Here is a 12,779-nt window from a genome sequence, read left to right on the forward strand (position 1 = left end):
ATAATGTATAATAAAGTCAGGAGGGCAATATGAAGATATTTATTGTAGAAGACGAAAAGAAAATCTGTGAAGAGTTACAGTTTCAACTTCAAACCTGGGGATATGAAACAGGGACAGTTAAAGACTTTAAAAATGTTGTGGAGGAGTTTAAAGAGAAAGACTACGACTTGGTGCTAATGGATTTAAAACTTCCATACAAAAATGGATTTATATTTTGTGAAGAGATTAGAAATTTTTCAAATGTACCAATAATCTTTTTAACTTCCGCCGGTGACGACATAAATTTAATTAACGCCATTAATTATGGTGGAGATGACTTTTTGGCAAAGCCATTTCAAATGCAAATACTTCGTTCCAAAATAAAGGCGCAGCTTCGTCGTGCATACACATTTAACAAAAGCTCCAACTCTCAAATAAAACATGGAGACGTGGCACTGGACCTTGACGCCATGACAATAATATATAAGGGAAAAGAACAGCCGCTAAGCAAGAACGAATATCTAATTTTGGAAATACTTATGGAAAACATTGGCCGAGTTGTAACAAGGTCGCAAATTATGGATAAGCTTTGGGCAACAGACTCTTACATTGATGACAACACCCTTACGGTAAACGTGACAAGGCTTAGAAAAAAGTTACAAGATGTGGGAATAGAGGAATTTGTAGAAACTAAAAAGGGCGTAGGTTATATAATAAAATGATTGATTTTTTTAAGATAAATAAAGGCTATGTAATATCATACATAATCATGTGTGTGGCATCTGTGTTGGTGTTCTTTGCCTTTGAAATAAATTCTAAAATAACAGCCTACTATATGGGACTGTCACTATTTTTTCTATGCATCCCCATGATAATAAGGTATTTTATATTTAAATCAAAACTTAATTCAAATGAATATGTGGTTTTAGATAAAGATTCATTAAGTTTGAAAAATAAAAAGGCATATGAAGAACTGGAAAGGGAAATAATTGAAATAAATAGTAGAAACCAAAGTGAAATGAGGGATTTAAATTCATACCTAACACTTTGGGCACATCAAGTAAAGACACCACTGGCGGCGATTTCCCTTATGGCAGAGAGAAGTGCGGAAAGTTCTGTGGAGCTTGAAGTGCAAAAGACAGAAGAATATATTAGTCAGATGATAAACTATATGAAGTCCATGGAAAAATCAAAGGACTATAGCTTTAAGAAAGTAAAACTTGAAGGGGTTATAAAAAAGACCATTAGAAAGTATAGACTATTCTTTATTGAAAAGAATTTAAAATTGATTTTAGACATTAAGGACATCGAAATTGTCACAGATCCAAAGTGGTTTAGTTTTGTGCTAGACCAAATTGTGTTTAACTCACTTAAATATACGGAAGATGGCCATATAAAAATTACAAATAGCGAAGACCCCAACGTGCTTGTTATAGAAGATAGTGGCATTGGTATTCCAAAGGAGGACTTGCCAAGGGTTACGGGCTTTGGCTTTACTGGCGAAAATGGTAGAGAGTTTTCAAACTCCACAGGAATTGGACTGTTTTTAGTTAATGATATACTTCATAAATTAAAATATGATTATACAATAGAGTCAAAAGTAGGAGTAGGGACTAGGTTTAAAATAAATTTACAAAGAAAAGGTCTTATTGAAGATTAAGAACGAAGCCCATCGTCTTGTCATCTTGAGCGGAAAAATTCCAGAGGAATTTTGTATTCGAAGAATCTCTTATTAGAAGTGAGAAGTGAGAAATGAGAAGTTGGAAAAGAGGTAGCAAAAAAGCGTTGCTTTTTGAGGTCCTTCGAGTCGCTTCGCTCCCTCAGGATGACAAGTATTTTTATTGTAGGTCAAATGTGGACCTTGTTTTAATTTCTAGTAGTAAAGTGTTATCGGAGTTGGCAACTATGCACAGTAGGTATGATAGCATCGCGTGTGTCATCTTGAGCGAAAATTTTTGCAAAGCAAAAATTGAAGTCGAAAGATCTCGTGAACTTTCTATTAGAAAGTTCACGCTAAAGTATCCTGAAATTTTTTTTCAATTTCTCCAACCTCCAACTTCTAAATTCTCACCTCTAGCTCCTAAACTTACAACTTGTAAGTTTACAAAAAAACTGTAAGGTTAAATTTGGGATTAATTCCACAAAAAACTATATTATAATCTCAACTAAATAATCAGGAGGTTAAAATGAATATTCTTGAAGTAAAGAATTTGAAAAAAGTTTATAGAGGAAAGAAGACTTCGGTAGAAGCCCTTAAGGACGTTAACTTTACAGTTGAAGAGGGAGAGTTTGTTGCAATTATGGGAGAGTCTGGTTCGGGAAAGACCACATTACTAAATATTATTGCAACTGTGGATAGCCCAACTTATGGAGAGATCAACTTAAAGGGCGAGAGCATTTTTAAAAAGAGTGACGAAGAAAGGGCGGCCTTTAGAAGAAATAATTTAGGTTTTGTATATCAAGACTTCAATTTATTAAATTCATTAAACAACAGGGACAATATCTATCTTCCACTGGTGCTTTCAAATGAAAAAGTATCTCTAATGGAAGAAAGGCTTAACAAAATTTCAAAAGAGTTAAGGATAGAAAGGATTATTGATAAATACCCATACGAAGTGTCTGGAGGGCAAAAACAAAGAGTTGCCATAGCCCGTGCCATGATAACAAATCCAAAGATACTACTTGCAGACGAACCTACGGGAGCTCTTGACTCAAACTCCAGCATGGAACTTTTAAATGTATTTGACGACTTAAATTTAAAAGGGCAGACCATACTAATGGTAACCCACTCCACCATGGCGGCAAGTCGTGCGTCAAGGGTTCTCTTTATAAAGGACGGAATAATCTTTCACGACATTTACAAAGGTGATATGACTAACGACCAGATGTATAAAAAATTAGTTCAAACACAAATGATGTTACTTGCGGGAGGTGGAAGCCTTGAAGAAGCTGGAATTTAAATTAGCCCTAAGTAATATCAAAAACAACAAGCTTATATACATCCCATACATCTTTGCATCATCGATTTTTGTATACATCTACCTTTTGCTTTTGAACTTGGACGGCGCCGAGTTTATTAAACAAAGCGAAGGATCAAGAACCATATTTATGGTACTGGGATTTGGAACATGGATTATAATGATTTTTGCAGTGCTGTTCCTACTATACATTAACTCTGTCCTTAGAAAGAGTAGGCTCGGAGACTTGGCACTTTATTCCATGATTGGCGTTTCAAAGAAGAGCATTGGCAAAGTCATCACCATAGAAACTTTTTTAACCGCTATTATATCAATGATTATAGGAATAGTTACAGAGATTATAACCTATCCATTGGTGTTCAGGATGGTTGTTAAAATACTTGATGTAAAGGCCGTCGACGTGTTTTCAGTAAACAAGTTTTTTATTTTTGAAACAGTTAGAATATTTCTAATAATCCATTTGGTTTTAGGTTTTATAAATATCATCTCCACAAGAAAGCTAAATCCAATTGAGCTTATGCAAAAGAGCAGAGAGGGAGAGCGTGAGCCAAGGGCAAATATTATAGGGATAGTTATAGGAATGGCCCTTTTAATCTTTGGTTACTATATGGCCCTATCCACAGACTCCATATTTACAAGTTTAAAAATATTTTTCGTTGCAGTAATAGCAGTTATAATTGGAACTTTTTTTCTCTTTGGCTCAATATCAGTGATAATTTTAAAGGCGTTAAAGAAAAATAAAAGAGTTTATTATAAAGAAAAGAACATGAACTTTATCTCTGGACTTTTATTTAGAGTTAGAGAGTCTTCTGCGTCGTTAGCAAGTATATGTATCATATCAACAATGTTCTTAGTTGTGTTTACTTGCCTTACAGGAATGTTAAAGAGTAGAGATTTCTTTTTAGAAGACGCCTTCCCGGCGGACTACGACATAACCTACTATGCCTTTGATGATCAATTGGAAAAAGAAATAGAGCAGGAATTACAAAAAATTTCTGAAGAAACTAATATGCCCATAAAGGATATTAAATCCGTAAAGACAATTAAGTTTGAAGCCAAAAGTGAAAAGGAAAACTTTACACCAAAGCTATATGTAGATGGGTTGGAACAAAAAATGGAAGAAGACACCGACTTAATCAGTGTAGTTGACATAGAGGAAATGAATAAGATGTCAGAGGAAAAGTATGAGCTTGGTGATGGAGAAATTTTAATTTACTCAAACAAGAAAAAAACTTTCGAAAACTTCCATATGGGAGATTTAAATTTCAAAGTAAGAAACTTAGAAGAAAAACCAAAATATATTTCAGATCCTGCCCAAGGACTATTTCACAATGTAATTATTGTGACAAAGGACACTAAGGCATTTACCGACGAAATCGACAAGATGATTGATGGACATGAAGACAAAGGAAGCTACCATAAATTCACGGAAATTTTTATTGACCTAGTAGACAATAAAAATGCAAAGAGCAGTTTTTATAATGGAATCGCTGAACATATTGTTATAGGTCTTATAGATGGAAAATATGAAGCATCATGTGGTAATGATATTTCATCAAGACAGGAATTTAAAGAGATCTATAGTGGAATCTACATTGTTTCCACACTGCTTTCCATTATATTTATAATAACCACTTCCATAATAATATTTTACAAACAGATTTCAGAAGGAATTGAAGATGGGAAAAATATTTCCATTATGAAAAAAATCGGAATGAGCAATAGACAGATTAAAAACCAAGTGGGAAGACAAAACTTTTTTATGTTCTTTGCACCGCTTATAGTTGCCTTTTGCCACACCATGGGTTCGTCTAAAATAGTCTTTGACATTGTAAAGATAGTAGGAGTTATGGACAAGACGACATTTATTAAGTCCACAGCCATTGGCATAGGATTATACCTTGTGGTTTACTTTGTAATGTTTAAGCTTTCAACAGTGGTGTATTTAAAGATGGCAAAAAGATACGAAAATAGATAGTGTCCGAAAGGGCACTTTTATTTTATATTTAAAATAAATTTGAAAAATAAAAATAAAAATATATAATAGGATTGAGGTGATAATATGAAAAAGCGTAAAAAAATAATAATTATTATTATAGCATTAATCGCAATTCACATTGGCAGTAGACTAATTACAGGCTATGTTGTTGAAAATAGAATAGATGATTATATTGCAAAACAAGGAATAAAAAAAGAAGATATTATAGTTAGGAACGAATTTGGCTTATCGTTAAACTTACTTGAGTATACAAAAATTATAAGTTTAAAAGATTATCCTGATACAGAGCTAAGATATAGTCACATAATATACGACCCTCCTATAATAGTAATACCAAAAAAATATACAGAATGTTACAATGGAGTGTATTATAGTCACATTAACAGTAAGCCTTTAGAAGAGGGACAAAAATATGAAGAAGGTACTTTAGGGAAAGATGGGAAATTCTTAAGAGAATTTGAAACTATAAAGATAAAGTAAAAGCGACCGATTGGTCGCTTTTTAATATTTTTTTGGTTTTCTAATATATTTTCGAGGTCTAACCTTTATATACTCTTTTATATTCATGTATACTTTTAGCTCCGCGAGGTCGACTTCTGACACTTTCTTTCAGAAAGTGAAACGAGATCGACATTTGACCTACAACGAAGACTTCGTCTTCTGTTAGGTCAAGAATACTTCGACTCGCTACGCTCGCTCAGGATGACAATTACGTCATATATTTGTTGAATATAGCGGTTATATCCCTTGAATGTCATTCTGAGCGGAAATTTTTGCTTTGCAAAAATTGTAGTCGAAGAATCTCAAAAAGCGATAGCTTTTTGTTACCTCTTCTCCAACTTCCAACCTCTCACATCTAACATCTCAACTCTTTATTCAAAAGTCAATCTATTCTACTTGCTTTCATGCAAAATCTTTACAATCTGTTCTGCCGCGTTTCCACTTCCATAAATATTTTTTTCAAACACCACATCGTCATTACTCATAATATGTTTATAAATATCTTCCGGAGCGGAAAGCATATTTATTCCCTTGTCCGTAAGTTCTCTCCATGAAGTATCTTCCATAACTACTACTGCACGCTTTCCTGCAAAGTAGGACTCTTTTTGAAATCCACCGGAGTCTGTTAAAACTATTTTACATTTTTCCGTAAGGCCCATTAGACTTAAGTAGTCTATTGGATCTAACACCTTTACATTTTCAAGAAGATGGGACAGGCCAAATTTTTCAACTCTAGACTTTGTTCTTGGATGAATTGGAAACACCACTGGTATCTCCTTTGAAACTTTATCAACCTGTGTAAGGATTTCTTCTAAAGTCTCTTTTTTATCCACGTTAAAGTCCCTGTGTAGTGTCATTAGTATAAAGTTATCTTCTTTAAGTGACAGTTCCTTCATTAGTGAGTCGTCAAAGGAAGGTCTCATCTTTAAGAAGATGTCATACATAACGTCGCCAGTAAAGTAAACATTATTTGTGATATTTTCCTTTTTAAGATTTTCAAGGCCATATTCACTTGGAACAAATAAAAAGTTTGAAATTCTATCTGTAAGAACTCTATTTATCTCTTCAGGCATTGTCTTAGGTTCCTGTCTTAGGCCTGCTTCAATATGGCAGACACTTATACCTAACTTTGATGCTGCAATTGCTCCAGCCAAGGTGGAGTTGGTGTCACCGTATAGGATTAAAAGGTCCGGCTCTTCCTTTAGTAAAATCTTTTCTATTTCGATAATCATATTGCCGGTCATTTCACCATGGGTCATGCCATTGATGCCCAAGTTGTAGTCGGGCTTTTTCATCTTTAGAACATCGAAGAACACTCCCGACATATTTTCGTCATAATGTTGTCCAGTGTGAACAACAACTTCTTCAATATCGTCATATTTATTTATTTCATGTTGCACAATGGCCTCTTTTACAAACTGAGGTCTTGCACCTATTATTGACATTATCTTCATTTACTTAGATCCTCCTTTACCTTCGTTGCCCTTGCAGTCCAAGTGTTTTGTGGAATAATTTCTTTTGTATTTCTCGTCTTAACTTCGATTTCGCTTTTATCTTCAAAAAGCTTTGTAAGTAAATTTTTTAGTTCATATGAAGAGTAGGGCAGTACCCAACCAATATCATTTTTTTCTACAAAATTTCCAACAGCAGAGCCTTTGACGGAAAGAATTGGCTTTGAGTATTTAATATATTCAAATAGCTTTACTGGAATTGCAAAGTCCCAATACTTTATTGGCTTTACAAAAAGAACTGCTATGTCTGCTTCTTTTAAGTATGGAGCATAACCAGAAGGACCTTCATGAATAACATTAACTCTTTCATTTAAGTAAGGAGAATATCTTTCTTTAATATTTTTCCATTCATCTTCTCTTGTGCAAACTGTGACCTTTACAAAATCAAGGGAGCTTACAGCTTTGAAAAACTCATCAAGCTGGTAAAGCTCTCCCATGCCACCGACATAAAAGAGTTTTAATTCTTTATTTTCAGATTTTTCATATTCTATTTCCTCATCAATGGCCGGTGGAAGCTCTTTAAAATTAAGATTTTGATTTATTGGGATATAGCTTTTCATCTTTAAACTTGGCAAGTAGATTACATCTACAAGGTCAACATACTTTTTCAAGTCGTATTTATAAAAGTATGTTGAAACAGCTCTTTTTAAAAATGAAACATTGTTCTTGTACTGCTCAAAGAGCCAGTGTATATCTCTATAAAAAAGTCCAATCTTTATATTTTTTGATTTTAAATATTTAAAGAAGCCAAAGTCTAAGTTTGGATACTTAGGTAAGTGATTTTTTTCTGTAAGTAGTGTTGGCATGGTGGAGCTTTCGCTGTAGCAAAAGTCATATGAAACTCCCTGTGCAATATTTTTTTTAATATTTTCTATTTGAGTCTTTCTTTCGGCTCCATAACCCATAACCACATCCACATTAAATCCAATCTTTTCAAAGGCTTCAATCATCTTATATGGTCTTATATTTGAACCACTTAAATGGTTTTTGTCCGCATAAAACGGAATGTGAAATATAATATTTTTATTCATAATAATCCTTTCTTTCCGTATGATTATAACATAGCCTTTCAAAAATTACATTAAAAAAGGACAATCGGAAGATTGCCCTAAACATTATAAATCAACTTTATTATCTAGCATGTATCTAGTTACGAAGTAATATACTATGCATAGCACAGTAAATAATATTGCTGTTGCTAAGTTAAATGATAGTAGTACACTTTGAGGAGATCCCTGTGCAAACATATCAAAACTTTTGTAAACCAATTCTATTCTCTTAAAGAACTCAACTCTATATGGCACCATTAGGTTTATAAAGTAAGCTGCTATTGAGTGTGCAATAGAGAAAGCAAGGTAAACTAATAGCCAAAGTATTCCTGAGTTTGAGTTTTTAAACACTGCCTTTGTAAATGTTATTGAAAAGTATAACAACACAAAGGAGAAGATAGTTTGTAAAAACTGAATAATGGTTGCAAATATTACATGGCTAATATTAATTTCGTTTGCTGTCATTGCCATACGAAGTGACTTTACAACTGCTTCATGAAGATTTGGGATTAAGAACTTTGAGAAAAAGTAAAATCCTGCTGTTATGGTCACATTTAATATTATGGTCCATATAGTTATATTAATTAGCTTTGAGTTTAAAAAGTCCTTTCCATTTATTGGAAGAGTAAACTTTAATAGAGATTGGTCGTTATATAAATCCCTTTTGTAATTTGAAACCACATAAAATATAAAACATATTACTATTGCCGTAGCGATTACTATGGATACTATTAGTGTTATTGGAAAGATTAATCCAGTGTCATTAACTGTGTTTAGTCCTGGTTCAAGATTGTCTCCAGTAAAGGTTTTAAGACCGAGAAGTAGTAGTCCTGAAGCTACGAGCCCTCCTATTATTAGATATAGGAAGTAGGACGCAGTCTTTTTAAATTCATATTTTAAAAGTTTTCCCATTGCAAACCTCCAAATACTCTTTTGTATTTTTCTTCAACGGATGATCCATCTTTTTCTCTGATGTTCTCTGTAGTATCAAAAAGAGCTATCTCTCCGTCTTTAATAAATATAACTTGTTCAAAGATGTTTTCGATGTCCTTAACCAAGTGGGTTGATATAATCATAAGACTTTCCGGCGCGATATTGTCTATTATGGTGTTTAAGATTTCGTCCCTAGCCACAGGGTCAACTCCTGCAATAGGTTCGTCCATAATATAAATCTTTGCCTTTCGTGAAAGTACCATGGCAAGGTGAAGCTTTTCGTTCATGCCCTTTGATAGTGAAGAAATCTTTTGACTTGGATTAAGTCCAAGGCTTTCTAAAATCTTTACAGATTTTTCTCTGTCGAAGTCTTCATAAAAGTCTGCATAGTACTTTATGCAATCGGAAATCTTGTTGAAAGTGTATAAGATTTCTCTGTCTGCAAGGTAGGACACAAATGCCTTTGTGGTCTTTCCTGGTTTGAAGTCATCAAGTAGTACTTCGCCCTTATAGGTGTTAATAAGTCCTGCAATAATTTTTATTAAAGTAGTCTTACCAGAGCCGTTTGGTCCTAAAAGGCCAATAACTTTGCCCGACTCTAAAGACAGGTTAACATCTTTTAGGGCATAGTTGCTACCATATTTTTTATTTAATTCTCTTATTTCAATTAGATTGCTCATGTGCCTGCCACTCCTCTTCTAATAAATTGAAACATTCTTCTTTATTAAGTCCAAGGCTTTTTATTTCGTTATAAAAATTTGAAATAATCTCTCTGCCTTTAACGACTTTTAATTCTTTTAATATCTTTTCATCTGATGTTATAAAATTTCCAAGTCCTCGTTGAGAATATATAATCCCTTCATTTTTAAGCTCTTGAAAGCTACGTTGAACCGTATTGGGATTGACCTTTAAAACGGAGGACACGTCTCTTACAGATGGAATCTTTTCGTTGGGATTTAGTTCGCCCCTAATAATCTTGTACTTAAAGTAATCCATAATCTGTACGTAGATGGGTTGAAAATCGTTAAATTCCATATTACACCTCCTACTGTGCTATCTTAATAATACAGCAACATGAAAGTGATGTCAATATTTTTATTCCACATATAGATTGTTTAAGTCCTTTGAAAAGTCTGTAAACACCTTAACGCCATTTTCAAATAGATCCATTAAATAGGAAATGTCTTCGCTCTTTATAACATCGCCCTTTTTAAGGTAAATATTTCCCGGTGGATAGATGATTATATTTTCCTTTAGCTTTCGTCCTTCTGAGTTACGAAGGGAAACTCTATTATCTTCACTTACACTATCTATATCTTCATGGGTTACAAAGTCTTTGTAGTCATTTATGTTGAAGGACATAATTGCCTTTGAAAGTGCTTTAAAGTCTTCCTCTCTATCCATGGGACTTGTGATTAATACCATAATATTTTTTGTAATCATCTCGATAAAAATACCGTGACGCTCAAGATGATGACGAAGATAGATGGAAGGACTTGTGGTCTGTAGTATTATCCTTGAAAAGTCCTGCTCTAATTCTTTTTTAAAACTTGGATAGAACACAAAGTCCAGGTCTTCAATTGACTTATAGAAGTTATCCACATAACTCTTTAATTTTTCAAACCTTTCTTCTCCATGCTCTGCCATATATGCACTTGCCAACTCCAAAGACATCATAAAAATGTATGAGGGAGAGGAGGTTTGAAGTTTTTCAATCATAGATAAGACCCTTGCAATATCTTCATCACTCATATGGTGACCGAAGTTTATAACCGAAGTCTGTGTCAGTGCAGGTAAGGTCTTATGAAATGAGTTTACTGAAAGACTTGCTCCAAGCTCCATGGCGTTAATGGTTAAGTCCTCATGATACTTAAGATGGGACCCATGGGCTTCGTCCACAAATAGATACACATCATTTTCTCTGCAGTACTTTGCAAGCTCCCTAATGTCCCTAGACAGTCCAAAGTAGTTTGGTCTTGAAAGGATAACCATCTTAATGTCTCTGTCTTTTTTTAAAACCTTTAAAAAATCTTCTTCTGCAATTGGAATTTCAAGTCCCGTATCTGTGCTTTCATGTTCTAAGATAATTGGCACCAGTTCATTAAGTTCAATTGCATTGTAAACCGACTTGTGGCAGTTTCTTGCAATTAACACCTTGTCCTTATGTTTTGTAAGTGCCATTATGCCTGCAAGAATCCCCACGGTGGTACCATTGGTAAGGTAAAAAGATTTTTTAGAACCCCTTTCCTTGGTCAAAAGTTTTAGCGACTCTTCAATAATTCCATTTGTGTTATAAAGATTGTCTGTACCGTCAATCTCTGTGAAGTCAAGTTGCAGTAGATTATCTATTATAGGTTTATAAAGTTCAACAGCATGGCCCTTATGTCCCGGCATGTGAAATCTTATTTTGTCGCTGTCTTTAAGTTTCATTAGACCAGACAGTATTGGCGTATTCAGTTTCGTCATCTAACTATCCTTTAACATCTTTTCAACTTCTGTATAGATTGCACATTCAGTTCTCTTCTTTTGCATCTCGCAGCCAACTTCATATGGCTTGTGAATGTCGCCATTAAAGTTATATGCATTGGCATGACATCCTCCAGAGCAATAGAATTTATTCCAACAGTCCTTGCAGTCTTCCTTTTCAAACACATGGGCTGAGCCGAAAAGTTTTTGTGTCTCTTCAGGCATTGTAAAGTCTTCGTCTAAGATATTGCCCATTTTAAAATCTTCGTTACCTACAAATTGATGGCATGGATACACGTCTCCTTCTGGAGTAACAGCCACATATTCACAGCCGGCTCCACATCCAGAGACCCTCTTTAAGATACATGGACCTTGGCTTAGGTCCACCATAAAGTGGAAGAATTTAAAAGGATCTCCTTCAACTTGAAGGTCTGCATAGGTCTTTGCATAGTCTTCATATTCCTTTAAGATAACTGGCAAATCCTCTTCTGTAATTGCATATGGATTGTTGTCAGGGTCTACCACCGGCTCCACAGAGGATAGGTTAAAACCGAGTTCTCTGAAAAGTTCTAAGTCCTTTGAAAAGTCTAAATTATTTTTAGTAAAAGTTCCCCTAACATAGTATGATTTCTTTCCTCTTTTCGAAATCAGCTTTTGATACTTTGGAACGATTATGTCGTATGAGCCCTTGTCGTTTAGAGTAGGTCTCATCTCGTCATTAACTTCCTTACGACCGTCAAGACTTAGCACCACATTGTGCATATTTTCATTTATATAGTCGATGATTTCGTCATTTAATAAAACTCCATTGGTGGTTATTGTAAAACGGAAGTACTTTCCATTTTCTTCTGCAATTTTATTGCCGTACTCCACAAGTTTTTTTACAAGTGGGAAGTCCATAAGTGGTTCGCCACCGAAGAAGTCAACTTCTAGAGCCTTTCTTGTTCCAGAGTGGTCAACAAGGTACTTAAGCGCCTTCTTACCAACCTCTTCAGTCATATAGGCCTTGTGTCCACCAAAGTCCCCTTGGGATGCAAAACAGTATTTACATTTCAAGTTACAGTCATGCACCACATGAAGGCACATTGCCTTTAGAACAGGCTCTTTATTTTTAATTGCATCAAAGTCGATGTAGTCATCTGATGAGTAAAGCAGACCGTTTTTCTCCATGTTTTCAATTTCGTCATAACAGTCGGACACGTCAGACGCATCGTATTTTGAAAGTATTTCTATTATCTCTTCCTTATTCTTATCTTTATAGTAGTCTAAAATATCAAATGAGATGTCATCAAAAACGTGAACAGCTCCACCATTAACATCAACTACGATATTTCTACCATGCATTTTATATTTATGAATCATA

Annotated in this window: 12 protein-coding genes; 5 read left to right on the plus strand and 7 right to left on the minus strand. The window is 34.4% G+C overall.

Annotation, left to right across the window (positions count from 1 at the left end; genetic code table 11):
• Positions 1–29: 29 nt before the first annotated feature.
• The 5 genes from L6651_RS07035 to L6651_RS07055 all read left to right on the plus strand — a co-directional run bounded on the left by L6651_RS07035 (position 30) and on the right by L6651_RS07055 (position 5,436).
• On the plus strand, positions 30–701 hold the full coding sequence (locus L6651_RS07035; protein ID WP_237037252.1) for a response regulator transcription factor: 672 nt from the start codon (positions 30–32) through the stop codon (positions 699–701).
• A complete protein-coding gene (locus tag L6651_RS07040) occupies positions 698–1,639 on the plus strand; it encodes a sensor histidine kinase (protein ID WP_237037253.1) in 942 nt (313 codons plus the stop codon). Before L6651_RS07035 ends, L6651_RS07040 begins: the two co-directional genes overlap by 4 nt.
• A gap of 526 nt (positions 1,640–2,165) precedes the next feature.
• Positions 2,166–2,939 carry an ABC transporter ATP-binding protein gene (locus tag L6651_RS07045; protein ID WP_237037254.1) on the plus strand — a complete coding sequence of 258 codons (774 nt, stop codon included), beginning with the start codon at positions 2,166–2,168 and terminating at the stop codon, positions 2,937–2,939.
• The gene (locus tag L6651_RS07050; protein ID WP_237037255.1) at positions 2,920–4,935 is read left to right on the plus strand and encodes an ABC transporter permease; all 2,016 of its coding nucleotides are present in this window, start codon (positions 2,920–2,922) and stop codon (positions 4,933–4,935) included. Before L6651_RS07045 ends, L6651_RS07050 begins: the two co-directional genes overlap by 20 nt.
• An 84-nt stretch (positions 4,936–5,019) precedes the next feature.
• Positions 5,020–5,436, plus strand: coding sequence for a DUF3139 domain-containing protein (locus L6651_RS07055; protein ID WP_237037256.1), 417 nt, complete (start codon positions 5,020–5,022; stop codon positions 5,434–5,436).
• A 413-nt stretch (positions 5,437–5,849) separates the two neighbouring features.
• On the opposite strand, the gene wecB is transcribed toward L6651_RS07055, so the two are convergent.
• The 7 genes from wecB to scfB form a co-directional block, all read right to left on the minus strand.
• Positions 5,850–6,911, minus strand: a complete 1,062-nt coding sequence (wecB, locus tag L6651_RS07060; protein ID WP_237037257.1) for a non-hydrolyzing UDP-N-acetylglucosamine 2-epimerase — start codon at positions 6,909–6,911, stop codon at positions 5,850–5,852.
• On the minus strand, positions 6,908–7,999 hold the full coding sequence (locus L6651_RS07065; protein ID WP_237037258.1) for a glycosyltransferase family protein: 1,092 nt from the start codon (positions 7,997–7,999) through the stop codon (positions 6,908–6,910). The genes wecB and L6651_RS07065 overlap by 4 nt, the downstream gene beginning before the upstream one ends.
• Positions 8,000–8,083: 84 nt before the next feature.
• Positions 8,084–8,929, minus strand: coding sequence for a hypothetical protein (locus L6651_RS07070; RefSeq protein WP_237037259.1), 846 nt, complete (start codon positions 8,927–8,929; stop codon positions 8,084–8,086).
• Positions 8,914–9,630: an ABC transporter ATP-binding protein gene (locus L6651_RS07075; protein WP_237037260.1), complete on the minus strand. Its 717-nt coding sequence runs from the start codon at positions 9,628–9,630 to the stop codon at positions 8,914–8,916. The genes L6651_RS07070 and L6651_RS07075 overlap by 16 nt, the downstream gene beginning before the upstream one ends.
• On the minus strand, positions 9,614–9,985 hold the full coding sequence (locus tag L6651_RS07080) for a GntR family transcriptional regulator (protein WP_237037261.1): 372 nt from the start codon (positions 9,983–9,985) through the stop codon (positions 9,614–9,616). Before L6651_RS07080 ends, L6651_RS07075 begins: the two co-directional genes overlap by 17 nt.
• Before the next feature lie 60 nt (positions 9,986–10,045).
• A complete protein-coding gene (locus L6651_RS07085; RefSeq protein ID WP_237037262.1) occupies positions 10,046–11,416 on the minus strand; it encodes an aminotransferase class I/II-fold pyridoxal phosphate-dependent enzyme in 1,371 nt (456 codons plus the stop codon).
• Positions 11,417–12,778: a thioether cross-link-forming SCIFF peptide maturase gene (gene scfB, locus L6651_RS07090; RefSeq protein ID WP_237037263.1), complete on the minus strand. Its 1,362-nt coding sequence runs from the start codon at positions 12,776–12,778 to the stop codon at positions 11,417–11,419. It abuts the gene before it with no gap.
• Position 12,779: the final 1 nt, after the last annotated feature.

Source organism: Mediannikoviicoccus vaginalis, assembly GCF_928097925.1.
Lineage (GTDB): Bacteria > Bacillota > Clostridia > Tissierellales > Peptoniphilaceae > Mediannikoviicoccus > Mediannikoviicoccus vaginalis.

Excerpts from the sequence above, each read along its gene's own strand:
- L6651_RS07035 (WP_237037252.1), top strand. The coding sequence starts at position 30 with ATGAAGATATTTATTGTAGAAGACGAAAAGAAAATCTGTGAAGAGTTA.
- L6651_RS07040 (WP_237037253.1), top strand. The coding sequence starts at position 698 with ATGATTGATTTTTTTAAGATAAATAAAGGCTATGTAATATCATACATA.
- L6651_RS07045 (WP_237037254.1), top strand. The coding sequence starts at position 2,166 with ATGAATATTCTTGAAGTAAAGAATTTGAAAAAAGTTTATAGAGGAAAG.
- L6651_RS07055 (WP_237037256.1), top strand. The coding sequence starts at position 5,020 with ATGAAAAAGCGTAAAAAAATAATAATTATTATTATAGCATTAATCGCA.
- wecB (WP_237037257.1), bottom strand. The coding sequence starts at position 6,911 with ATGAAGATAATGTCAATAATAGGTGCAAGACCTCAGTTTGTAAAAGAG.
- L6651_RS07065 (WP_237037258.1), bottom strand. The coding sequence starts at position 7,999 with ATGAATAAAAATATTATATTTCACATTCCGTTTTATGCGGACAAAAAC.
- L6651_RS07070 (WP_237037259.1), bottom strand. The coding sequence starts at position 8,929 with ATGGGAAAACTTTTAAAATATGAATTTAAAAAGACTGCGTCCTACTTC.
- L6651_RS07075 (WP_237037260.1), bottom strand. The coding sequence starts at position 9,630 with ATGAGCAATCTAATTGAAATAAGAGAATTAAATAAAAAATATGGTAGC.
- L6651_RS07080 (WP_237037261.1), bottom strand. The coding sequence starts at position 9,985 with ATGGAATTTAACGATTTTCAACCCATCTACGTACAGATTATGGATTAC.
- L6651_RS07085 (WP_237037262.1), bottom strand. The coding sequence starts at position 11,416 with ATGACGAAACTGAATACGCCAATACTGTCTGGTCTAATGAAACTTAAA.
- scfB (WP_237037263.1), bottom strand. The coding sequence starts at position 12,778 with ATGATTCATAAATATAAAATGCATGGTAGAAATATCGTAGTTGATGTT.